This window comes from Nocardioides sp. P86, assembly GCF_023712465.1.
In the GTDB taxonomy this organism is placed as follows: Bacteria; Actinomycetota; Actinomycetes; order Propionibacteriales; family Nocardioidaceae; genus Nocardioides; species Nocardioides kribbensis.
The window spans coordinates 183,155-205,274 of sequence record NZ_JAMAYE010000004.1 but is presented as its reverse complement, the minus strand read 5'-3'; the positions used below and the strand labels follow the sequence as shown (position 1 = coordinate 205,274).

17 protein-coding genes are annotated in these 22,120 nt (G+C 74.1%); 5 read left to right on the top strand and 12 right to left on the bottom strand.

Annotated elements, in window-relative coordinates:
- Nucleotides 1-43 precede the first annotated feature (43 nt).
- Nucleotides 44-652: a TetR/AcrR family transcriptional regulator gene (locus tag M3673_RS18640; protein ID WP_251535539.1), complete on the top strand. Its 609-nt coding sequence runs from the start codon at nt 44-46 to the stop codon at nt 650-652.
- 16 nt (nt 653-668) lie between these two features.
- On the opposite strand, the gene M3673_RS18635 is transcribed toward M3673_RS18640, so the two are convergent.
- From M3673_RS18635 to ligD (M3673_RS18620), 4 genes are read right to left on the bottom strand one after another with little or no spacing between them, the layout of a single operon-like run.
- Entirely contained in the window at nt 669-1,424 is a 756-nt protein-coding gene (locus tag M3673_RS18635) for an HAD-IIA family hydrolase (protein WP_193666298.1), read from the bottom strand.
- 41 nt (nt 1,425-1,465) lie between these two features.
- Nucleotides 1,466-2,158, bottom strand: a complete 693-nt coding sequence (locus M3673_RS18630) for a response regulator transcription factor (protein WP_193666150.1) — start codon at nt 2,156-2,158, stop codon at nt 1,466-1,468.
- Between the two features lie 28 nt (nt 2,159-2,186).
- Nucleotides 2,187-3,101, bottom strand: a complete 915-nt coding sequence (gene ligD, locus M3673_RS18625) for a non-homologous end-joining DNA ligase (RefSeq protein WP_251535537.1) — start codon at nt 3,099-3,101, stop codon at nt 2,187-2,189.
- Nucleotides 3,098-4,054 carry a non-homologous end-joining DNA ligase gene (gene ligD, locus M3673_RS18620; protein WP_251535535.1) on the bottom strand — a complete coding sequence of 319 codons (957 nt, stop codon included), beginning with the start codon at nt 4,052-4,054 and terminating at the stop codon, nt 3,098-3,100. The genes ligD (M3673_RS18625) and ligD (M3673_RS18620) overlap by 4 nt, the downstream gene beginning before the upstream one ends.
- 86 nt (nt 4,055-4,140) lie before the next feature.
- On the opposite strand from ligD (M3673_RS18620), the gene M3673_RS18615 reads away from it, so the two are divergent.
- Nucleotides 4,141-5,115 carry a Ku protein gene (locus M3673_RS18615; protein ID WP_251535533.1) on the top strand — a complete coding sequence of 325 codons (975 nt, stop codon included), beginning with the start codon at nt 4,141-4,143 and terminating at the stop codon, nt 5,113-5,115.
- A 4-nt stretch (nt 5,116-5,119) separates the two neighbouring features.
- Here M3673_RS18615 and M3673_RS18610 read toward each other — a convergent pair whose 3' ends face one another.
- Genes M3673_RS18610 through M3673_RS18600 form a run of 3 tightly spaced genes read right to left on the bottom strand, consistent with a single transcriptional unit; the run spans nt 5,120 to nt 9,158 of the window.
- Complete coding sequence (locus tag M3673_RS18610) at nt 5,120-6,556, bottom strand: acetyl-CoA carboxylase carboxyltransferase subunit alpha/beta (RefSeq protein WP_251535531.1); 1,437 nt, start codon at nt 6,554-6,556, stop codon at nt 5,120-5,122.
- The gene (locus M3673_RS18605; RefSeq protein ID WP_285839760.1) at nt 6,553-7,812 is read right to left on the bottom strand and encodes a CaiB/BaiF CoA-transferase family protein; all 1,260 of its coding nucleotides are present in this window, start codon (nt 7,810-7,812) and stop codon (nt 6,553-6,555) included. Before M3673_RS18605 ends, M3673_RS18610 begins: the two co-directional genes overlap by 4 nt.
- Before the next feature lie 17 nt (nt 7,813-7,829).
- On the bottom strand, nt 7,830-9,158 hold the full coding sequence (locus tag M3673_RS18600) for an SLC13 family permease (RefSeq protein WP_251535529.1): 1,329 nt from the start codon (nt 9,156-9,158) through the stop codon (nt 7,830-7,832).
- A gap of 103 nt (nt 9,159-9,261) precedes the next feature.
- On the opposite strand from M3673_RS18600, the gene M3673_RS18595 reads away from it, so the two are divergent.
- Nucleotides 9,262-9,984: a FadR/GntR family transcriptional regulator gene (locus M3673_RS18595; protein ID WP_193666162.1), complete on the top strand. Its 723-nt coding sequence runs from the start codon at nt 9,262-9,264 to the stop codon at nt 9,982-9,984.
- Complete coding sequence (locus M3673_RS18590) at nt 9,981-10,745, top strand: sulfite exporter TauE/SafE family protein (RefSeq protein ID WP_251535528.1); 765 nt, start codon at nt 9,981-9,983, stop codon at nt 10,743-10,745. The genes M3673_RS18595 and M3673_RS18590 overlap by 4 nt, the downstream gene beginning before the upstream one ends.
- On the opposite strand, the gene M3673_RS18585 is transcribed toward M3673_RS18590, so the two are convergent.
- Both M3673_RS18585 and M3673_RS18580 read right to left on the bottom strand, forming a co-directional pair.
- Nucleotides 10,742-11,596 carry an SDR family NAD(P)-dependent oxidoreductase gene (locus M3673_RS18585; RefSeq protein WP_251535526.1) on the bottom strand — a complete coding sequence of 285 codons (855 nt, stop codon included), beginning with the start codon at nt 11,594-11,596 and terminating at the stop codon, nt 10,742-10,744. The genes M3673_RS18590 and M3673_RS18585 overlap by 4 nt on opposite strands.
- A gap of 9 nt (nt 11,597-11,605) precedes the next feature.
- Entirely contained in the window at nt 11,606-13,018 is a 1,413-nt protein-coding gene (locus M3673_RS18580; RefSeq protein WP_251535524.1) for an amidase, read from the bottom strand.
- Nucleotides 13,019-13,116: 98 nt separating this feature from the next.
- Between M3673_RS18580 and M3673_RS18575 the strand changes: the two genes are divergently transcribed.
- Nucleotides 13,117-13,506 (top strand): tautomerase family protein, encoded by a 390-nt coding sequence (locus tag M3673_RS18575; RefSeq protein WP_251535522.1) that lies wholly within the window; start codon nt 13,117-13,119, stop codon nt 13,504-13,506.
- Between the two features lie 11 nt (nt 13,507-13,517).
- Here M3673_RS18575 and M3673_RS18570 read toward each other — a convergent pair whose 3' ends face one another.
- Genes M3673_RS18570 through M3673_RS18560 form a run of 3 tightly spaced genes read right to left on the bottom strand, consistent with a single transcriptional unit; the run spans nt 13,518 to nt 22,115 of the window.
- Nucleotides 13,518-15,344 carry an ABC transporter ATP-binding protein gene (locus M3673_RS18570; protein ID WP_251535520.1) on the bottom strand — a complete coding sequence of 609 codons (1,827 nt, stop codon included), beginning with the start codon at nt 15,342-15,344 and terminating at the stop codon, nt 13,518-13,520.
- Nucleotides 15,341-17,149, bottom strand: a complete 1,809-nt coding sequence (locus M3673_RS18565) for an ABC transporter ATP-binding protein (RefSeq protein ID WP_193666170.1) — start codon at nt 17,147-17,149, stop codon at nt 15,341-15,343. Before M3673_RS18565 ends, M3673_RS18570 begins: the two co-directional genes overlap by 4 nt.
- A gap of 43 nt (nt 17,150-17,192) precedes the next feature.
- The gene (locus M3673_RS18560; RefSeq protein ID WP_251535518.1) at nt 17,193-22,115 is read right to left on the bottom strand and encodes an NAD-glutamate dehydrogenase; all 4,923 of its coding nucleotides are present in this window, start codon (nt 22,113-22,115) and stop codon (nt 17,193-17,195) included.
- Between the last annotated feature and the right edge of the window lie 5 nt (nt 22,116-22,120).

The following is a 22,120-nucleotide window of genomic DNA, read 5'->3' as shown; positions in this document are numbered from 1 at the left end:
GCCAAACTAGAGCACCTGCTCCAGTCGCGCTAGGGTCGTCGGCGTGAGGACCCCCGTGCAGTCGCGCAGCGAGTCGTCGGCCGACCGCATGCTCGCCGCGGCCCTCGACCTGCTGGCCGAGGGCGGGCTGGCGGCGGTGACGATCGCCGCCGTGGCCCGCCGGGCCGGCACCTCCAACGGCTCGCTCTACCACCGCTTCGGCGACCGCACCGGACTCCTGGTGGCCGCCCAGGCCCGCGCGCTGGCCCGGATCGAGGCGGCGACCGCCGCGTCGTTCGCCGCCGCCGACGCCGAGCCCGACGACGACCGCGCCGTGGGGCTGCTCGCCCGCGCCGCGCTGGGGATCTTCGCCACCGAGCGCGCTCCCCTGCGGACCTTCCTCGTCGAGGGACGCAGCGACCCCCGGCTGGGCCCGCCCGCCACGGCGGCGACCCACCGCCTCGGCGACACGGTGAGCGGGTGGCTGGTGGAGCGCTTCGCGACCACGCCGGAGCAGGCCGGTGCGGCCTGGCGGGTGCTGTTCGCACTCGGGGCGAGCCAGGCGCTCTTCGACGACGGGCAGGTCGCGGCCCAGCCGCTCGACGGGGACGCGCTGGGCGAGGCCCTGGCCCGGGCCGTGCTCGCGGTCGTGCGGGACCGCCCCGCCGGCTGAGCCGGCCGGGTCGCGGCTAGAGCGTGCCGTCGCCGACGAGGTCGACCAGGTCGGCCACGGACTCGAAGACCCGGGTGGGCCGGTAGGGGAAGGTCTCGACCTGGTCGGCGCGGGTCGAGCCGCTGGTGACCAGCACCGTGCGCAGCCCCGCCTCGAGGCCGCTGATGATGTCGGTGTCCATCCGGTCGCCGACCATCACCGTGGTCTCGGAGTGGGCGTCGATGCGGTTGAGGGCGCTGCGCATCATGAGCGGGTTGGGCTTGCCGATGAAGTAGGGCTGCCGCCCGGTGGCGGTGCTGATGAGCGCGGCCACCGAGCCCGTGGCGGGGAGCATGCCCTGCTGCGAGGGCCCGCTGGGGTCGGGGTTGGTGGCGATGAAGCGGGCGCCGTCGGCGATGAGCCGGATCGCGCGGGTGATGGCCTCGAAGGAGTAGGTGCGGGTCTCGCCGAGCACGACGTAGTCGGGGTCGCGGTCGGTCATGACGTAGCCGATGTCGTGCAGCGCCGTGGTCAGGCCGGCCTCGCCGACGACGTAGGCCGTGCCACCGGGGCGCTGGTCGGCCAGGAACTGCGCGGTCGCCAGCGCCGAGGTCCAGATGGCGCCCTCGGGCACGTCGATCCCGCTGCCGAGCAGACGGGCACGCAGGTCGCGCGGGGTGTAGATCGAGTTGTTGGTGAGCACCAGGAAGCCCAGGCCGGAGGCCTTGAGCCGCTCGATGAACTGCTGGGCGCCCGGGATGGGCACCTCCTCGTGCACCAGCACGCCGTCCATGTCGGTGAGCCAGGTCTCGACGGCCCGCTCCGGGTGGGCGCTCACGGCGCGGGGGTCTCGAGGCGGAAGCCGACGCCGCGCACGGCCACGACCTTCTCGGTGACGCCGACGCTCTCCAGCTTCTGGCGCAGCCGGCCGATGGTGACGTCGAGGGTCTTCGTCGAGCCGTACCAGTTCTCGTCCCACACGTCGGCCATCAGCCGGCCGCGGGAGACCACCTTGTCGCGCTGGGCGGCGAGGATGCTGAGCACGTCGAACTCCTTGCCGGTGAGCGGCACCTCGACGTCGCCGGCGTAGACCCGGCGCGCGCCGACGTCGATGCGCAGCCCGTCGTGGGCGGGCTCGGGCTCGCGGACCGCCGTGGTGCGGCGCAGCAGCGCCCGGACCCGCGCCTGGAGCTCGGCCAGGCCGAAGGGCTTCGCGACGTAGTCGTCGGCGCCGTAGTCGAGCCCGACGACGCGGTCGAGCTCGGCCGCGCGGGCGGTGACGATCATGATCGCTCCGCCGAAGCCGGCCTCGCGCGCGCGGCGGCAGACCTCCAGGCCGTCCATGTCGGGCAGGCCGAGGTCGAGGATCACCACGTCGGCCGGGACCGCCGTCGCGCCGCCGGCGAGGTCCTCGAGGGCCTTCTGCCCGCTGTCGACCCAGACGACGTCGTAGCCCTCGCGCTCGAGGGTGCGGACCAGGGGGAACGCGATGTCCTCCTCGTCCTCGACGACCAGAACCCGCGGCATGTGCCCACCCTAAGGCCAGGCGGGCTGCTCAGGTGGCAGGGGCGAACAGGTCGCCGAGGTCGGCGACGCGGTCGAGGACCTCCTCGAAGCGCAGCTGCTCCAGGCCGAGCGGGTCCTCGGCTCCCGCCTCGACCTCCGCCCAGGTCACCGGGGCGGCGACGGTGGGCCGCTCGCGCCCGCGCAGGGAGTACGGCGAGACCGTCGTCTTGGAGCCGGCGTTCTGCGACCAGTCCAGGAACACCTTGCCGCCGCGCCGGGCCTTGGTCATGGTCGCCGTGACCAGCCGCGGCACGCGCGCCTGGAGCGCCTCGGCGACCTCCTTGGCCAGCGCGGTGGAGTCGTCGGGACGCATCCGGCCGGGCAGGTCGGCGTAGAGGTGCAGGCCCTTGCTGCCGCTGGTGACGGGGCGCACCGCCAGGTCGTGGGCCGCCAGCTCCTCGCGCACCAGCAGCGCGACCTGGCAGCACTCGTGCAGGCCGGCCGGCTCGCCGGGGTCGAGGTCGACGACGAGGCGGTCGGCGTTGCGCGGGCGCCCGTTGCGGCCCACCGTCCACTGGTGGACGTGGAGCTCGAGGGCGGAGAGGTTGGCCAGCCAGGTCAGGGTGGCCAGGTCGTCGACGACGGGGAAGACCACCGTGTCGCCGTGGCGGCTCGGGCCGCGGGTGCCGGTGGTGGGCACCCGGGCGGTGCGGACCCACGACGGGGTGCCCGCGGGGGCGTTCTTCTCGTAGAAGCTCCCGTCGGCGACGCCGTGCGGCCACCGGATGCGGGTCACCGCCCGGTCGGCGAGGTGCGGCAGCAGCACCGGGGAGACCCGGGCGTAGTAGTCGAGGACCTCGCCCTTGGTGGTGCCGGTCGCGGGGTACATCACCTTGTCGAGGCTGGAGAGGGTCAGCGTGCGGCCGTCGACCTCGACGCGCACCTCCTGGCGCTCGGGGCTCATCGGTCCTCCCCCGGGGCCGGCGCGACGACGTCCCGCGGAGCCAGGTCGGGGCGCAGGCCCTGGTACGACGGCTGGCGCAGCCGCTGGGCCCGCGAGGTGTGGTGGGTGTCGACGTCGACCACCAGCCGCGGCTCCACCCACCGGGTGCCGCGGGCGTCGACCCGCGGCACCTCGTCGGCGAACGGGCTGTCGCCCCGTGCGAGCGGGGCGAGCGCCTCGGCGAGCAGGGCGGAGGCCCGCCCGCCGATGCCGCTGCCCACCCGACCGCGGTAGAGCAGGCCGTCGCGGGTGGGCTCGCCCACCAGCAGCGCACCGAGCCGGTCGGTCGTGCCCTCCTGGGGCCGCCAGCCGCCCACGACGTAGGACAGCCGGTGGCGGTGGGCCCGCTTGAGCCAGTGCGGGCTGCGCTCGCCCGGGGTGTAGCGCGAGGTCAGCCGCTTGCTGACGATGCCCTCCAGCCCCTGCGCCCGCGTCGCCTCGGCGAGCATCTCGCCGTCGTCGTAGGTCGGCGGGACCTGCCACGTGCCGCCGAGGCCGTCGGCGACCAGGCCCTCGAGCAGCTCGCGACGCCGGGCGAGCGGCTCGCCGGTGAGGTCGGCCCCGTCGAGGCGCAGGACGTCGAAGACCATGAGCAGCGCGGGCACCTGCTCGGCCAGGCGGGCGGCCGTCGCGGCGCGGCGTACGTGCATCCGGTCCTGGAGCACGCGGAAGTCGGGCAGGCCCGCGTCGTTCATCGCGATGATCTCGCCGTCGAGGAGGACGTCGCGGCGCCCCAGCGGCGCGTCGACCAGGTCGGGCCAGGCCGGGGTGATGGCGTTGTCGTTGCGGCTGGTCAGGCGGGTGGAGCCGCCGGCGGTGTCGACGAGCGCCCGCACGCCGTCCCACTTCACCTCGTGGACCCACCCCGGGCCGGTCGGCACGTGGTCGGCCTTCGTGGCCAGCATCGGCAGCATGCGGCCATCCTGGCGCACCCGCCCCCGGCCGGCAGCACCCCGCGCGGGGTGATGACGCGCAGGCGGCGGAGGGGAATACTCGGCGCATGCGAGCCATCTGGAAGGGCGCCGTCTCCTTCGGCCTGGTCAACGTGCCGGTGAAGCTCTACGCCGCCACCGAGTCCCACGACGTCTCCTTCCGCCAGGTGCACGTCGCCGACGGGGGCCGCATCCGCTACCAGCGGATCTGCTCGGTCGACGGCGAGGAGGTGCCCTACAGCGAGATCGCGAAGGGCTACGAGACCGAGGACGGCGAGATGGTCGTGCTCACCGACGACGACATGGCCGAGCTGCCCGCGTCGTCCTCGCGCGAGATCGCGGTCGAGAAGTTCGTGCCGAGCGACCAGATCGACCCGATGCTCTTCGAGAAGAGCTACTACCTCGAGCCGGAGAAGTCCGGCGCCAAGCCCTACGCCCTGCTGCGCCAGGCCCTCGTCGACGCCGACCGGATGGCCGTGGTCACGGTGGCGCTGCGCCAGCGGACCTCCATCGCCGTGCTGCGGGTGCGCGAGGACGTGATCGTGCTCCAGACCATGATGTGGCCCGACGAGATCCGCACCCCCGACTTCTCCGTCGAGCCCGGCGAGGTCAAGGACAGCGAGGTCGCGATGGCCACGATGCTGGTCGAGACCCTGGCCGGGGACTTCGACACCGCGGAGTTCGAGGACGACTACGCCGGGGCCGTCGAGGCCCTGGTGAAGGCCAAGATCGAGGGCGGCGAGCTCACGCGCACCGCCACCTCGACCAAGTCCTCCGGCGAGGTCGTCGACCTGCTGGCCGCCCTGCAGCGCTCGGTCGACGCCGCCAAGAGCGCCCGGGGTGACGCGGGCCCGGCCTCGCCACCGGCGGGGAAGACCACGAAGAAGACCACGAAGAAGGCTGCGAAGAAGCCCACGACGAAGGCCACGGCCACGAAGGGCACCACGAAGAATAGCACCGCGAAGAAGACCCCGGCCGCCAAGACCGCCAAGACCGCCGCCAAGCGCACGACGCGCAAGGCGGCGGCCCCCCAGGCCAGCTGAGGGCTCAGCCCCGGGCCGCCACCAGGTCGCGGAGGCGGGCCGAGCACTCCGCGGCGACCGCGCGCGCCAGCGCCGCCGCGTCGTCGTCGGCGTGCTCGGGCACGACGTGGTGCACCGTGCCGTCGCGCAGCAGGTCGACGGCGCGGACCTGCTGGTGCTCCGACATCTCGGCCGCGTGGCCGATGTCGCCGCGGTGCACGATCGCGCTGGCGCCCTCGGGGGGCAGCGGGGAGAGCCAGGCGCTCTCGGCTGCGACGACCACCTGCGCGGGCAGCAGCGCGAGCGCCCCTCCCCCGCAGCCCTGGCCGAGCACCACCGACAGGGTGGGCACGGTCATGGTGGTCATCGTGGCGATGCACCGGGCGATCTCGCCCGCGATCGCACCCTCCTCCGCACGCTGGGACAGCTCCGCGCCCGGGGTGTCGATGACGGTGACCAGCGGCAGGCCGAGCTCCTCGGCCAGCCGCATGGCGCGCCGGGCCTCGCGCAGCGCGCCCGGCCCCATCGGGGTGGCGGGGGTCTGGCGCGTGCGGTCCTGGCCCACGACGACGCACGGCTGGCCGTCGAGACGGGTCAGCGCGACGATCACGGTGTGGTCGTGCTCGCCCTCGTCGGTGCCGCGCAGGCGCAGCGTGCGCGACCCGGCGTGGCGCAGCAGGTCGCGCACCCCCGCGCGGCCCGGTGCCCGGGTGCGCTCGATGGCGGCCCAGGCCGAGGCGTCGGGGTCGGGCTCGCCGGTGCGGCGCGGCAGCGCCGGCTCGTCGGGGGCGTCGACCAGCACCGCCAGGGCCTGGTCGACCAGGGCGGGCAGGTGCTCGGCCGGCACGACGGCGTCGATGACGCCACGGTCGGCGAGGTTCTCCGCGGTCTGCACACCGCTCGGGAAGGGCTCGCCGTTGAGGGCCTCGTAGACCTTCGGGCCCAGGAAGCCGACGAGCGCGCCGGGCTCGGCGACCGTGACGTGGGCCAGCGAGCCCCAGGAGGCGAAGACCCCGCCCATGGTGGGGTTGCGCAGGTAGACGAGGTACGGCAGCCCCGCGGCCCGGTGGGCCATGATCGCGCGGGAGATCTCGACCATCTGCACGAAGGCGGGGGTGCCCTCCTGCATGCGGGTGCCGCCGGAGGCCGTCGTCGCGAGCAGGGGCAGCCCCTCGGCGGTGGCGCGGCGTACGGCGGAGGCGATCCGGTCGGCCGCGGCGCGACCGATGGAGCCGGCCAGGAAACCGAACTCGTTGGCCACGACCGCGACGGGCCGCCCGTGCATCGTGCCGCGGCCGGTGACCACCGACTCGTCGGTGCCGGCCTTCTGCGCGGCGCGCTCGAGCGCCGCGCGGTAGTCGGCGGAGTGCCCGGAGATGTCGATGGGAGCGTCCCACGACTCGTAGGAGCCGTCGTCGAGCACCAGCTCGAGCAGCTGGTGGGCGGTCCAGCGCTCGCTCACGCCTCCTCCTCCAGCCACGCGCGGAGGGCGGCGCCGTGCTCGTCGAGCACCGGCGGCGCGGCGTGGTCGCGCCGGGTCACCTCGGTGCCGTCGCCGGCGAAGAAGCGCAGCGGCGGGCCGGGAAGGGAGACCGTGCCGAGCGTGGAGTGCTCGACGTCGACGACCAGCCCCTGGCTGAGGGTCTGGTCCCAGGTGTAGACCTCGTCGAGGGTGCGGACCTTGCCGGCCGGCACCCCGACCTCGGCCAGCCGGGCGAGCAGGGGCTCGCTGTCCCAGTCGGCGAAGACCGACTCGACCAGGGCCACGACCTGCTCGCGCACGGCGACGCGCTCGGGGTTGGTGGCCAGGCCCTCGGCCTCCGGGTCGAGTCCGAAGCCGGCGCAGAAGCGGCGCCACAGGCCCTCGCTGCCCAGCGCGATCTGCACCGCGCCGTCGCGGCAGCGGAACAGGCCGTAGGGCGAGATCGAGGGGTGGTGGTTGCCCTGGGCGCGGCCGACCTCGCCGGCCACGGTCCAGCGGGTGCCCTGGAAGGCGTGCACGCCGACCAGCGAGGCCAGCAGGGAGGTGCGCACGACGCTGCCGCGCCCGGTGCGGTGGCGCTCGTTGAGGGCGGCCAGCACCCCGTAGGCGCCGTACATGCCCGAGAGGAGGTCGGCGATGGGCGTGCCGACGCGCTGGGGGTCGTCGGGCCCGGAGCCGGTGAGCGACATCAGCCCGGCCTCGCCCTGGGCGATCTGGTCGTAGCCGGCCCGCCCGCCCTCGGGGCCGTCGTGGCCGAAGCCGGTGATGGAGAGCACCACGAGACGCGGGTTGCGCCGCTGCAGCTCCTCGATGCCCAGGCCGAGCCGCTCGAGGACGCCGGTGCGGAAGTTCTCCACCAGCACGTCGGCGCGGTCGACCAAGCGCAGCAGGACCTCGCGGTCGCCGCCCTCGCTGTCGTCCTTGAGGTCGAGGGCGATCGACTCCTTGTTGCGGTTGGCGGAGAGGAAGTACGTCGACTGCCGCTGGTCGGGCTCGCCCACGAAGGGCGGGCCCCAGCCGCGGGTGTCGTCGCCGCCCTGCGGGGTCTCCACCTTGACCACGCGGGCGCCGAGGTCGCCCAGCATCATCGTGGCGTGGGGGCCGGCCAGGGCGCGGGTCAGGTCGACGACGAGCACGTCGGACAGGGGGGTGCCGCTGGGGCCGGCACCGGGGGTCCGGCCGGGGGTCTGCACGGAGGTCTGGTCGGAGGTCTGGTCGGGGGTCTGGTCGGTCATCGGTGTGGTCGTCCCTCTCACCAGTGCGGCAGCACGAGCGCGGCCCAGACCAGGAGCGGTCCGAGGACGACCACGATCACGCTGTAGGTCAGGATCTGCTTGTAGTAGACGGGCTCGCTGATGGTGTCGGGCCGGTTGGCCAGCATCAGGGCGCCGTTGGTCGAGAACGGGCTCACGTCGACGATGGTCGAGGAGACCGCGAGGGCCGCCACGAAGAGCGCGGCGTTGATGCCGCCGTCGGCGATGAGCGGCACCGCGATCGGGATGATCACCGGCAGCAGCGCCGTGGAGGAGGCGAAGGCCGAGACCACGCCACCGACGTAGCAGAGGATCAGCGCGCCGAGCGCGGCCGCACCCAGGCCGGCGGCCCACGTGCCGACGAACTCCGGCGAGCCCGCGGTGGTGAGGATCGTGGCGTAGGTGCTCACGCCCGCGACGAGGAGCACGGTGGGCCAGGCGACCTGCTTGACGGCGTCCTTGTGCTGGTTGGGCGAGAGCATGGCCAGGATGACCGCGGCCGTGATGGCCACGAAGCCGATGTTCTTGTCGAAGGCCAGCGCGATGACCGCGACCGCGACGAAGGCGACGAGCGTCAGCACCTGGTCGCTGCGCACGCCCAGCGACTGCGTCGGCGTCGCGGTGGTGGTGCCCGTGCCGCGGGCCGGGATCGAGGCGCCGCCGCGGTGGAGGTCCTCGGTGAGGGTGTCGGGTCCCTGGGCCTCGTCGGCGTCGATGCGGCGGCTGACGAGCTCGCGACCGCCGAGGACGGCGAAGAGCACGACCGCGAGCAGGAAGTTGACGATCAGGCTGGAGAGGAACACCACGATCTCGTTGGAGGGCAGACCGGCGTCCTCCATCACCGAGTTGGTGATGATGCCGTAGATGCTGATCGGCGAGAACCCGCCGGCCTGCGCGCCGTGGACGACGAACATGCCCATCATCAGCGGGCTGATGCGGTAGCGACCGGCGAACCCGAGGGCGATCGGGCCGATGATGGCGCAGGCGGCCGGGCTGGCCGCCCCGATCGCGGTCAGCAGCGCGGTCACGAAGAACATCACCCACGGGATGAGCGCGACGCGCCCGCCCACCGCCCTGACCGCGCTGCGCACGATGAGGTCGACGGTGCCGTTGTTCCTCGCGATCGCGAAGAGGTAGGTGACGCCGATCAGCGTGAGGATCAGGTCACCGCTGACCCCGGCCAGGATCTCCTTCTCGTCGAGCTCCAGGGCGTACATGCCCACCAGCCACGCGGCGACGTAGGCCAGCGCTCCCATGTTGATCGGCAGCAGCGTGCCGATGACGAACAACGCGACGAGCGCGATGATCGCTACCCATTCCGGTCCCATCAGGTCCCTCTCTCCCGAGCCCGCCGTCCCGGTGACCGCGATCACATCTGGCTCAGTGGCCTAGCCAATAGCCCAGTGACCCATTAGTCAATATGCTGGCCGCATGTCCGACGCCGCCTTCCCGCGCCGCCTCGCCCGCACCCGCCTCTACGAGCAGGTCGCGGAGCAGATCACCGGGTGGGTGCAGGAGAACGGGCTCGTCGCCGGCGACCGGCTGCCGCCCGAGCGCGAGCTCGCGACCAGGCTGGGGGTGAGCCGGGCGACGCTGAGCCAGGCCCTGGTGGCCCTCGAGGTCATCGGCGTCGTCGCGGTGCGCCACGGCGACGGCACCGTGGTGACCGGCTCGCCGGGCTCCTCGGGCGTGCCGGCCACCACCCGCATCACCGACGCCATCCGCGCCCACGCCGACCGGCTGCCCGAGATCCTCGAGACCCGCGACGCGCTCGAGACCAAGATCGCCTCGCTCGCGGCGGCGCGCCGCACCGACGACGACCTCGCGCGCATCCGCGACGCCCTCGCCGCCATGGAGGCCGACATCGCCGCCGGCGGGCGCGGCGTCGAGGGCGACGAGCGCTTCCACGGCGCCGTCACCGCGGCCGCCCACTCGCTGCTGCTGGCCCGGCTCATGGGCGAGATCGGCGACCTCGTCCGCGAGTCGCGCATCGAGTCGCTCTCCCAGCCCGGGCGACCCCGCGACTCCCTCGCGGGCCACCGCGCGATCGCCGACGCCATCGCCGCGGGCGACCCCGTCGCCGCCGCGGCGGCCATGCACCGCCACGTCGAGATGGTCAGCGACGTCGCCGTCCTGCGCGACGAGGAGCGGTGAGCGGGCTCGAGCAGCTGGCCGTGCTGGCCGCCGGCCTCGGGGCCGGCGTGCTCACCTCGACGGTGGGCGTCGCGTCGCTGCTGAGCTTCCCGGTCCTGCTGGCCGTGGGCCTGCCGCCGGTGGTGGCCAACGCCTCCAACACCGTGGGCCTCCTCCCGGGCGCAGTGAGCGGGTCGGTCGGCTACCGCGCCGAGCTGCGCGTCCACCCGCGGCTCACCTGGTCGGTGCTGCTGGCCTGCGGCTCCGGCGCGGTGGCCGGGGCCTTCCTGCTGCTCTCGCTGCCGGCCGAGGTCTTCGGGGCGGTGGTGCCGTGGCTGATCCTCTTCACGTGCCTGCTGGTGGGCGTCCAGCCGCGCCTCTCGGCCCGGCTGCGGTCGCGCCACGACGGCGGGACCCCCGTCGACCGCACCGCGATGTCGCGCACCACCCGCGTCTTCTGCGCCCTCACCGGCGTGTACGGCGGCTACTTCGGCGCCGGCTCCGGGGTGATGGCGATGGCCGTGCTCGGCCTGGGACTCGACGTGGAGATGCGCGTGCTCAACGCCCTGAAGACCCTGGCGGTGATGGCCGGCAACCTCGTGGCCGGGGCGATCTTCGTCGTGGTCGCCGACCTCGACTGGACCGCGGTCGGGCTGCTCGCCCTCGGGTCGGTGGGCGGCGGCTACGTCGGCGCCCGGATCGGCCGGCGCCTGCCGCCGACCGTGCTGCGCGCCCTCGTCGTGGCCGCGGGCGTGGCCGCCGCCGTCGGTCTGCTGGTCTAGGGGCGGTCGGAGCCGCGCGCCGCGGCGGAGTCGGGGAAGCGCGCGTCGACGAAGGAGAACACGGCGTCGGAGAGCCGCGGGGCGGCGATGGTGACGATCTCGCCCAGCCGGCCCGCGAGGGTGTCGACGGTGACCGGGCGGTCCTCCAGCGCGCGCACGACCCGCGCCCCGGCCCGCTCGGGGGTCTCCCCCCGGCCGGCGTAGGCCTCCGTGGGGGCGATCATCGGGGTGCGGACCAGCGCGAAGCGCATGGCGGTGAAGGCGACGCCGTCGGCGTAGGTCTCGCGCCCGGCGATGCGGCCCCAGGTGTCGAGCGCGGTCTTGGAGGCGATGTAGGCGGAGAACTTCGGCGCCTTGACCTGCACGCCCCAGGTCACGACGTTGACCACGTGGCCGAAGCCCTGGGCCCGCATCGCGGGGAGCAGGCCCATGGTCAGCCGCACCGGGCCGAGGTAGTTGACCGCCATCGTGCGCTCCACGTCGTGCAGCCGGTCGTGGCTCAGGCGCAGCGAGCGGCGGATCGAGCGACCGGCGTTGTTGACCAGGTGGTCGACGGCGCCGTGCTCGGCCAGCACCTGCGCGACGAGGGCGTCGACGGCGTCGGGGTCGGTGAGGTCGCAGGGATAGGTCGCGGCCCGGCCGCCGGCCGCCTCGATCGTCTCCTGCACACGCGCCAGCTCCTCGGCCCGACGGGCGACGAGCAGCACCGTGGCGCCCTTGGCCGCGGCCTGCACCGCGGTGGCCTCGCCGATGCCGGAGGAGGCGCCGGTGACGAGCACGACCCGCCCGGCCAGGGGGCTGGGGAAGCCCAGCAGACGACGGACGCGGGAGACGGGCGTGGTCAGCAGCACCCGCGGAGTCTACGAGGCGGGCGGGAACGACCAGGGGCGTGCCGCCTCGAGCTGGGCGCTGAGGCTCAGCAGCGTCGGCTCGTCGTCGGTGCGGCCCACCAGCTGCACCGCCAGGGGCAGCCCGTCGGAGGCCAGCCCCGCCGGCACGGCGGCCGCGGGGTTGCCCGCGACGTTCCACAGCGCGGCGTAGGCGATCGAGGGCAGCGCCAGCAGCGAGCTGGCCACCGTGCCCCGGCCGTCGAGGACTCCGGCCCGGGCGGGACGGTGGGCCGTGGCGGGGGTGAGCAGCACGTCGACGGCGCCCTCGCCTTCGAAGACCCGGTTGGCCAGGGCGGAGACGGTGCGGGTGCGCCGCAGGGCGGCCTCCCGCACCCGCGGGGTCACCCACGCGCCCAGCCGCAGCGTCTCGCGCGTGCGGCGCTCCAGCCGCTCGGGGTGCTGCACCAGCTCGGCCTCCGAGCGGATGCCGGCGAGGAACTGCGGCACGAAGGCGGCGGTCGGGTCGGGGTATCGCGGATCGACCTCGCGCACCTCGTGGCCCAGCTCGGCCAGCAGCCGCGCGGTGTCGTGGACGGCCGTGACGTGCTCCGGGTGCGGGCGCACCCCACGGGTGACCGGTCGCACCGACCAGCCGACCCGCAGCCGCCCCGGAGCGCGGCCGGCCGCCTCCACGAAGGACCCGGCCTCGCCGGCGTGGTGGAGGTCGGAGGGCAGGCTGCCGCGCACCACGTCGTAGACCAGCGCGGCGTCCCGGACGCTGCGGGCCAGCGGGCCGGTCGTGCCCAGCGCCCACCACAGGTGCGGCTGCGGCGCCGCAGTCACCCGCCCGCGCTGCGGCTTGAGACCAAAGAGCCCGCAGCAGGCGCTGGGGATGCGGATCGACCCGCCGCCGTCGCCGCCGACGGCCACCGGCACCATGCCCGTCGCGACCGCCACCGCCGTGCCCCCGCTCGACCCTCCCGGGGTCCGCGAGGGGTCCCAGGGGTTGCGGGTGAGCCCGCGCGAGGCGCCCTCGGTGAACGGGAACGCGCCGAACTCCGGCATCGTCGTCTTGCCGACCACCACCGCGCCCGCCGCGCGCAGCCGACGCACCAGCTCCGCGTCGGCCGACGCGGCGGCGGAGTTGGCCTCGCCGCCGTACGTCGTCACGGCGCCGGCGACGTCGAGCTCCTCCTTGACCGCCACCGGCACCCCGTGCAGCGGCCCCAGCGGCTCCCCCGTCGCCTGGGCCGCGTCGCGCGCGTCGGCCTCGGCGCGGGCCGCCTCGGCGAGCACGACCGAGAAGGCGTTGAGCGGCGGGTCGAGCCGCGCCACCCGCGCGAGGCTCTCCTCGAGCACCTCCCGCGCGCTCGCCCGTCCCGAGGCGACCCGCTCGGCCACCGCCACCGCGTCGTGCTCGTCGACGCCCCTGCGCTCGTCCATGACCCGACCCTAGACCCGACCCGCGACCCGACCCTGGGGCCTGCTGCTTGACTCGGGCACGACCCGTCACCGCTGACCCCACCACCCCGAGGAGACCCATGCCGCTCGTCAGGATCGACGTCACCGCCGGCCGCACCCCCGAGGAGCTGCGGCGCCTCGCCGACGTCGTGCAGGAGGTGATGCTCGACGTCTTCGCCGCGCCGGCCCGCGACCGCTACCAGGTGGTGACCGAGCACCCGGCCGGGCAGATCATCGCCGAGGACACCGGGCTGGGCTACGAGCGCACCGACGGCATCGTCGTCGTGCAGGTCTTCCAGCAGGGGCGCGACGCCGAGCAGAAGCAGGCGCTCTACCGGGCGCTCGCCGACCGGCTCGAGGAGCACTGCGATGTGCGCCCGCAGGACCTCATCGTCTCGGTGAGCGCCAACGAGAAGGAGGACTGGTCCTTCGGCGAGGGCAGGGCGCAGTTCCTCGACGGCGGGCTCTGAGGGCGCCTCGCTCAGGCCAGCGACTCCACCCAGGCGTCGTGGAGGGCGGAGTAGCGCCCGGTGCCGCCGGCGACCAGGTCGCCGGGCGCGCCGTCCTCGACGATGCGTCCGTGCTCCATCACCAGCACCCGGTCGGCGATCTCCACCGTCGAGAGCCGGTGGGCGATGATGACCGCCGTCCGGCCCGCCAGCACGGTGCGCAGCGCCTGCTGCACCAGGCGCTCGGAGGGCACGTCGAGCGAGGACGTCGCCTCGTCGAGGATGAGCACCGCGGGATCGGCCAGGAAGGCCCGGGCGAAGGCGACCAGCTGGCGCTGGCCGGCCGAGAGCCGACCGCCCTGGTTGGCGACGTCGGTGTCGTAGCCGTCGGGCATCGCGGCGATGAAGTCGTGGGCCCCCAGCGCGGTGGTCGCCTCGACCACCTGCGCCATCGTGGCCCCCGGGCGCCCGAAGCGGATGTTGTCGGCGATGGTGCCGGAGAACAGGTAGCTCTCCTGGGTGACCATGACGACGTGGTCGCGCAGGGTGTCGGAGGTCAGGTCGCGCACGTCGACCCCGTCGAGCAGCACCCGGCCGCCGGTGGGGTCGTAGAAGCGGGTCGCGAGCTTGGCCAGGGTGGTCTTGCCCGCGCCGGTCGTGCCGACCAGGGCGAGGGTCTGGCCCGCCGGCACGACGAGGTCGAGGTCGGGCAGCACCGGGCGGTCCTCGACGTAGGCGAAGCGCACGTGGTCGAAGCGCAGCTCCCCGTGGGCGGTGGGCAGCGCGACCGGTGAGGTCGGCTCCGGCACGTCGGGCTCCTCCTCCAGCACCCCGGCGAGCTTCTCCAGCGCCGCGGAGGCCGACTGGAAGGTGTTGTAGAACTGCGAGATCTCCATCATGGGCTCGAAGAACTGGCGCAGGTAGAGCAGGAAGGCGGCCAGGACGCCCACGGTCACGTCGCCGCGGTAGGCCAGCAGGGCGCCGTAGAGCAGCACGACGGCGATGGTGACGTTGCCGATGAGGCGGATGCCGGGCATGAACCACGCGACGAGACGGAACGCGACGAGGTTGGCCGCGCGGTACTGCTCGTTGACGTCGTCGAAGATCTCCTGGTTGCGCGGCTCGCGCCGGAAGGCCTGCACCGCACGGATGCCGCCCATCGACTCCACGAAGTGGACGATGACCAGCGCGACCTTCTCGCGGGTGGCGCGGTAGCTGCGGGCCGAGGACTTGCGGAACCAGTTGGTGAGCAGCGCCAGGAACGGCCCGCACAGCAGCGCCACCAGGCCCAGCTCGACGTCGAGGAAGAGCAGGACGGCCGCGGTGCCGACCAGGGTGAGCGCCGCGGTGACGAGCCCGTCGAAGCCGGTCTCGAGCATCTCGTAGACCGCGTCGACGTCGGAGGTCTGGCGCGAGATGACCCGGCCCGAGGTGTAGCCGTCGTGGAAGGCGGGGCTGAGGTCCTGGAAGTGGCCGAAGACCCGACGCCGCACCTGGAGCAGGACGTCCTGGCCGATGCGCCCGGAGCGCACCAGGAAGAGCTGGCGCGCGACGGCCTGGAGCAGGGTCGCGCCCAGCACGGCACCGACCACCACCAGCAGCACCGTCAGGTCGCCGTCGCGACGGATGGGCGGGATGCCCGAGTCGATGCCGACCTTGACCAGGTAGGGGATCGCCAGGCGCGCGGCGTTCTCGACGACGACGACCGCGACGAGCAGCCACAGCGCCCGTCGGTAGGGCGCGAGCAGCTCCCCCAGCAGCCGGCGGGCGCCCCCGCCCAGCCGCGCGGCGGTCATCGCCTCGGCGGCCTCGTCGGCGTCGACCGCCGCCGCGCCGCGCCAGTCGGTCGCGGCGCTCACACCGACACCGCCGCGTCGTCGGCCCAGGCCTCGGCCGACAGCAGCCGGGCGTAGGCGGGCACGGTGGCCAGCAGCTCGCGGTGCTCGCCGACGTGGGTGATGGTGCCGTGCTCCACCAGCGCGACCCGGTCGGCCAGCATCACGGTGGAGGCACGGTGCGCGACGACGAGCCCCGTGGTCGACCCCAGGACGCGGCCCAGCGCCTCCTCGACCAGCTTCTCGGTGTGCACGTCGAGGGCCGACAGGGTGTCGTCGAGCACCAGCACGGCCGGGCGCGCCAGCACGGCACGGGCCAGGGCCAGGCGCTGCCGCTGCCCCCCGGAGAGCGAGAGCCCCTGCTCGCCGATGCGGGTGTCGAGACCCCACGGCAGGTCGTGGACGAACTGCGCCTGGCTGATCTCGAGGGCCTCGGCGACGTCGGCGTCGGAGGCGTCGGAGCGACCGAGGGTGAGGTTCTCCCGGGCGCTCATCGAGAAGAGCGTGGGGTCCTCGAAGGCGGTGGCGACCAGCGAGCGCAGGTGCACCAGGTCGAGCTCGCGCACGTCGATCCCGTCGAGCAGCACCCGTCCGCCGGTCACGTCCCACAGCCGCGGCACCAGGGCGGTCAGCGCGGTCTTGCCCGACCCGGTGGCACCGACGAGGGCCACGGTCTCCCCCGGCGCGACGTCGAGGTTGACGTCGCGCAGCACCGGCTCGTCGGGGGCGTCGGGGAAGGCGAAGTCGACGTGCTCCAGGCGCAGGTGGCCGCGGGGCCGCTCGATGCGGCGCGTGCCGCCGACGATGGCGGGCTCGGTGTCGAAGATCTCCAGGATCCGCGCGCTCGCCGTCATCGCCTCCTGGGCCATGGCGAGGATGACGCCGAGGGAGGAGATCGGCCAGACCAGCGAGAGCATCAGCGTGATGAAGGCGACCAGCTCGCCGGGGGTGAGCGCGCCGCGGCCCACACCGATCGCACCGAGCAGCAGCACCGCCGCGACCGCGAGGTTGGGCACCGCGCCGAGGAAGGTCCAGAAGCGGGCCGAGAGACGGACCTTGTCCATGCTCGTGGCGTGCAGGGTGCGGGCGGCCGCGGCGTACTGCTCGCCGACGTGGCCGCTGCGGCCGAAGGACTTGATGACGCGGATGCCGACGGCGCCCTCCTCGGCGAGGGTGGCGAGGTCGCCCTGCTCGTCCTGCACGCGGCGCGAGACGACGACGTACTCCTTCTCGAAGCGCATGCACAGCCACACGATGGGGGCGGCGGCCGCCGCCACGACCAGGCCCAGCGGCCAGTACATGTGCAGCAGCACCGCGGTCGTGGCGACCAGCTGCACGACGTTGACCAGGAGGAAGAGCACGCCGAAGCCGCTGAAGCGGCGGATCGCGGAGAGGTCGGTGGTGGCGCGCGAGAGCAGCTGACCCGATCCCCAGCGGCTGTGGAAGGCCATCGGCAGGCGCTGGAGGCGCTCGTAGAGGTCGTGGCGCATCGCGGTCTCGATGCCGAGCACGGCGTTGGACTGCACCCAGCGGCGCCAGAAGACCAGCACGGCCTCGAGCACGCCGAGCCCCAGCGCGAGCAGGCCGAGCGGGAGGATCGCCCCCGCGTCGCGCTCGGTGATCGGCCCGTCGATGAGGGCCTTGGTGACCAGCGGCACCGCGATCGACAGGGCCACCACCCCGAGGCTGGTGAGCAGCATGATGGTCAGGGCCACCACGTGCGGCCGCAGGTACGGCGCCAGGCGCAGCAGCGAGCGCACGTCGGCCGGCGGCGGCGCGGCGGCCCCCGCCGGGGCCTCGGCGGGGGACGGCCCGAGAACAGTTGACATCGTCAAGCAGCCTAGGCGCGCGCGCCGACGACAGGCCAATCGGTCAGCCGGCCAGCAGCCCCCGCACGACACGCAGCGCGACCGACATCCGCGCCAGGTCGGCGCTCTCGTCGGAGCAGATCTCCTGCAGCGTGGCCGCGGCCCGCGAGACCACGACCTCGTCGCCGTCCTCCCACGAGCCGATGCGGGCGGTGGCCGACTCCTCCCCCGACGTCGCGGCCAGCACCTGACCGGTGAGCTGCACGTGCACCGCGTTGAGGTCGTCGCGCAGGGCGGCCCGGGCCATGGTCTGCCACCGGTCGTGCCTCGGCAGGTCCAGGATCCGGTCGACGAGCACCGGCAGACCGAGCCGCTCGCCCAGGGCCACGTGCACCCGGGTCACCTCGACCGGGTCGAGCCCGTCGCGCAGGGCGAGGTCGACCACGCCCAGCAGCGTGTAGGCCGGCTGCAGACCGGCCACGCGCGAGGCGAGCTCCTCGTCGAGCCCGCCACGCACCAACCGGTCACGCCGGTCCTCGAAGGCCTGCAGCTCGCGCCCGGTGAGCAGGTCGGGCAGGGCCGCCATCGTCGTCTGCACCGGATCGCGGAAGTGCTCCACCGTGGCCGAGGAGTCGAGCGGGGGGCGACGGTTGACCACGAGCCAGCGCGAGGCCCGCTCGACCAGCGTGCGCATCTCCAGCCGGGCCCGGGTCTGCACCCCGGCGTCGATGCGGGTGTCGAGGGCCGCGAGCCGCTCGCGCAGGTCGAGGGAGCCGAAGATCTCGCGGGCCACGAAGTTGGCCCGGGTCAGCTCGGCGGCGCTGGCGCCGGTCTCCCCGCCCAGGCGGGGCCAGAAGGTCATGCCGGCGCCGTTCACCAGGTCGTTGACCACCTGCGTGACGATGATCTGGCGTCGCAGCGGGTGGTCGGCGACCTGCGCGGCGAAGCGCTCGCGCATCGGCGTCGGGAAGTAGACCTCCAGGTCGTGGGCGAGGTAGGGGTCGTCGGGCAGGTCGGACTCGAGCAGCTCCTCGGCCAGGACGATCTTGGTCCAGGCCAGCAGCACCGAGAGCTCGGGCGCCGTGAGGCCCTCCCGGGCGTCGAGGCGCCGGCGCACCTCGGCGCTCGAGGGCAGGCCCTCGATCTCGCGCACGAGCACGCCGTCGCGCTCCAGGCGGCGCATCCAGTCCTCGTGCACGTGCAGGAGCGCGGCGGCGTGGTCGGCGGCGTTGGCCAGGGCGAGGTTCTGCTCGTAGTTGTCGGCCAGCACCAACGAGGCGACCTCGTCGGTCATCTCCGCCAGCAGGGCGTTGCGCTGCTTGCCCGTGAGGTCGCCTGCGGCCACCACCCGGTCGAGCAGGATCTTGATGTTCACCTCGTGGTCGGAGGTGTCGACGCCGGCGGAGTTGTCGATGAAGTCGGTGTTGATCGCCCCGCCCGAGCCGTCGCCGCCGCGCTGGGCGTACTCGATGCGGCCGGCCTGGGTCAGGCCCAGGTTGCCGCCCTCGCCGACGCAGCGGGCGCGGACCTCGCGACCGTCGACGCGGATGGCGTCGTTGGACTTGTCGCCGGCGTCGGCGTGGGTCTCCTGCGAGCCCTTGACGTAGGTGCCGATGCCGCCGTTCCACAGCAGGTCGACGGGGGCCTGCAGGATCGCCCGCATCAGCTCGGCCGGGGTCAGCCGGTCCACGTCGTCGGGCAGTCCGAGCGCGCGCCGCACCTGGGGGCTGACCGGCACGGACTTCAGGGCCCGGGACCACACGCCCCCGCCCTCGGAGATCAGGGAGGCGTCGTAGTCCTGCCAGCTGGAGCGCGGCAGGTCGAAGAGCCGACGGCGCTCGGCGTAGGACGTCGCAGGGTCGGGGTCGGGGTCGAGGAAGACGTGGCGGTGGTCGAAGGCGGCCACCAGCCGGGTCGTGGGCGAGCAGAGCAGGCCGTTGCCGAAGACGTCGCCGCTCATGTCGCCGATGCCGACGCAGGTGAACTCCTGGGTCTGGCAGTCGATGCCGCGCTCGCGGAAGTGGCGCTGCACCGAGACCCACGCCCCGCGGGCGGTGATGCCCATGGCCTTGTGGTCGTAGCCCACCGAGCCGCCCGAGGCGAAGGCGTCGCCGAGCCAGAAGCCGTAGTCGGCCGCCACCGCGTTGGCGAGGTCGGAGAAGGTCGCCGTGCCCTTGTCGGCGGCGACCACGAGGTAGGAGTCGTCGCCGTCGTGGCGCACCACGTCGCGCGGGGGCACGGTCACGCCGTCGACGAGGTTGTCGGTGAGGTCGAGCAGACCCCGGACGAAGGTGGTGTAGGCCGCCACCCCCTCCGCCATCCAGGCCTCGCGGTCGCCCGGGTCGGGCAGCTGCTTGGCGTAGAACCCGCCCTTGGCGCCGACCGGCACGATCACCGTGTTCTTGACCATCTGGGCCTTGACCAGGCCGAGCACCTCGGTGCGGAAGTCGTCGCGGCGGTCGGACCAGCGCAGTCCGCCGCGTGCGACCGCGCCGAAGCGCAGGTGCACGCCCTCGACCCGCGGGGAGTGCACGAAGATCTCGAAGCGGGGCCGCGGCTGGGGCAGGTCGGGCACGGCCTGCGGGTCGAGCTTGAAGGACAGGTAGGCGTGGGGCTCACCGTCGACGGTCTGGAAGTAGTTGGTGCGCAGGGTGGCGCGGACCAGCGTGAGGTAGGACCGCAGGATGCGGTCGTGGTCGAGGCTGGCGACGTCCTCCAGCGCCCGGCCGAAGGCCGCGACGAGGTCGTCCTCCCCGCGTGCCCCGGCGCCGGGGTGGGGGTCGAAGCGGGCCTCGAAGACCGCGACCAGGAGCCGGGTGAGGTCGACGTTGTCGCGTAGCGCGCCCTCGATGGAGTCCTGGGCGAAGGGCGAGCCGGCCTGGCGCATGTACTTGGCGTAGGCGCGCAGCACCGAGGTCTGGCGCCAGGTCAGCCCGGCGCCGAGCACGAGCCCGTTGAAGCCGTCGATCTCGCTGCGTCCCTCCCAGACCGCGCGCAGCGCGTCCTGGAAGAGGCCGCGCGCCCGCTCGGGCAGGGCGCGGCCGTAGCGCAGGCCGAACTCGTAGACGTAGGACGGCCGGTCGAGGCCGTCGAGCTCGTAGGGGCGCTCGTCGACGACCTCGACCCCGAGGGAGGACAGCATGGGCAGCACCTGCGAGAGGCTCAGCGGCTCGCCGACGCGGTAGACCTTGAGCCGGGCCTCGCCGCGGCCGGCGTCGAGCTGCTCGTAGAGCGACAGGTCGATGCCCTCCTCGCCCTCGACGTCCTCGAGGCGACGCAGGTCGACCGCCGCGGTGCGCGGGGAGAAGTCCTCCTTGTAGGCCTCGGGGAAGGAGTCGACGTAGCGCCGCCCGAGGCGGGCGCCGGCCTCCTCGCCGTACTCCGCGATGACCGCGGAGGTGAAGTCGTCGCGCCAGCTGCGGCTGGCCTCCGAGAGCCGACGCTCGAGGTCGGCGGCGTCGATGTCGCCGCTCCCCCCGGTCGCGTCGGCGGACAGGTGGACGACGAAGTGCACCCGCGCGGTGGTCGACTCGTTGATCCGCACGGTGAACTCGACCGACTCGCCGTGGAGACGGTCGAGGAGGATCTGGGAGAAGCGCTCGCGCACCGCGGTGTTGTAGCGGTCGCGCGGCAGGTAGACGAGCACCGAGACGTAGCGCCCGTAGGTGTCGCGCCGGGTGATCGTGCGCACGGCGCGCCGCTCGCGGGCGTGCATGGCCGCCTCGGCGCGCGGCGCCAGCTCGTCGACGCTGGTGTGGAACAGCTCGTCGCGGGGGTAGGTCTCGAGGGTGTCCATGAGGGCACGTCCGGCGTAGCTGCGCGGGTCGTAGCCGCTGCGGCGCAGCACGGCGGCCGCGCGCTCGCGCAGCAGGGGGATGCGGGTGAGGCTCTCGGCGTAGGCCGTCGAGGAGAACAGCCCGAGGAAGCGACGCTCCCCGACCACGGCCCCCGAGGCGTCGAACGTCTTCACCCCGACGTAGTCGAGGTACGCCGGGCGGTGCACGGTCGCCCGGGAGTTGGCCTTGGCCAGCACCAGCAGGCTGCGCTCGCGCGCACGGGCCTTGACGGCCTCGGGCAGGCGGGCGAAGGACTCCGACTGGTCCTGGTCGGCGCGCAGGATGCCCAGGCCCGTGCCCGGCACCGCGCGCAGCACCTCGTCCTCGGCCGGGCCCTCCGGGCCGCCGGTCGAGCCGGCGGCGGAGCCCTCGGACGGCACGGTCTCGAGGTGGTACTCGCGGTAGCCGAGGTAGGTGAAGTGGTCGTCGGCGAGCCACTCCAGCAGCTCGGCGCCCTGCCGGACCTCCTCGGGGTCCAGCGGCGGCGGGTCCTGGCGCAGCTCCTCGACGATCTCGAGCATCCGGCCGCGGGTGCGGCTCCAGTCCTCGACCGCCTCGCGGACGTCGCGCAGCACCCGCTGGACGTCGGCGACCAGGTCGCGCGCGAGCTGCTCCCCGGTCCCGCCCTGGGGCAGCCGGTCGATCTCGACGTGCATCCACGACTCGCGCACGGCCTCGCCGGCGGGCTGCAGCGCGCCGTCGTCGACGACGCCGACGTGCTGCAGGGCGCCGGTGATGTCGCGCCGCACGTCGAAGTGGGGGTGGACGACCACGTGCACGTCGTGGAGCTGCCGGGCCAGCTCCATGGTGAGGGAGTCGACCAGGAAGGGCATGTCGTCGGTGACGACCTCCACGACCGTGTGACCGGAGGCCGACCAGCCGTGCTCGGCGAGCGTCGGGGTCAGCACGCGCACCGCCGCCGTGCCCTGCGGCCGCTCGGTGGCCAGCCGGTGGTGGGAGGCGAGGGCGCCGTAGACGTCGGCCTCGCTCCGACCGGCGAGGTCCTCCGGGGCGACGTGGCGGTAGTAGGCGGCCAGCAGCGCGCCCACGTCGTCGTGGGGCGGACCGCCCGTGCCCTTCCCGGCCCGGGCCAGGTCGGTCGCCTTCGCGAGGAGGTCGGACTTGTCCAGATCATGCGTCGTCGTTGACACGGGAC

What these genes read in the sequence shown, in the direction of transcription:
- ligD (WP_251535537.1), bottom strand. Translation starts at nt 3,101, where the DNA reads ATGAGCCCCGAGCGCCAGGAGGTGCGCGTCGAGGTCGACGGCCGCACG.
- M3673_RS18595 (WP_193666162.1), top strand. Translation starts at nt 9,262, where the DNA reads ATGTCCGACGCCGCCTTCCCGCGCCGCCTCGCCCGCACCCGCCTCTAC.
- M3673_RS18605 (WP_285839760.1), bottom strand. Translation starts at nt 7,812, where the DNA reads ATGACCGACCAGACCCCCGACCAGACCTCCGACCAGACCTCCGTGCAG.
- M3673_RS18615 (WP_251535533.1), top strand. Translation starts at nt 4,141, where the DNA reads ATGCGAGCCATCTGGAAGGGCGCCGTCTCCTTCGGCCTGGTCAACGTG.
- ligD (WP_251535535.1), bottom strand. Translation starts at nt 4,054, where the DNA reads ATGCTGCCGATGCTGGCCACGAAGGCCGACCACGTGCCGACCGGCCCG.
- M3673_RS18600 (WP_251535529.1), bottom strand. Translation starts at nt 9,158, where the DNA reads ATGGGACCGGAATGGGTAGCGATCATCGCGCTCGTCGCGTTGTTCGTC.
- M3673_RS18630 (WP_193666150.1), bottom strand. Translation starts at nt 2,158, where the DNA reads ATGCCGCGGGTTCTGGTCGTCGAGGACGAGGAGGACATCGCGTTCCCC.
- M3673_RS18565 (WP_193666170.1), bottom strand. Translation starts at nt 17,149, where the DNA reads ATGTCAACTGTTCTCGGGCCGTCCCCCGCCGAGGCCCCGGCGGGGGCC.
- M3673_RS18580 (WP_251535524.1), bottom strand. Translation starts at nt 13,018, where the DNA reads ATGGACGAGCGCAGGGGCGTCGACGAGCACGACGCGGTGGCGGTGGCC.
- M3673_RS18575 (WP_251535522.1), top strand. Translation starts at nt 13,117, where the DNA reads ATGCCGCTCGTCAGGATCGACGTCACCGCCGGCCGCACCCCCGAGGAG.
- M3673_RS18635 (WP_193666298.1), bottom strand. Translation starts at nt 1,424, where the DNA reads ATGGACGGCGTGCTGGTGCACGAGGAGGTGCCCATCCCGGGCGCCCAG.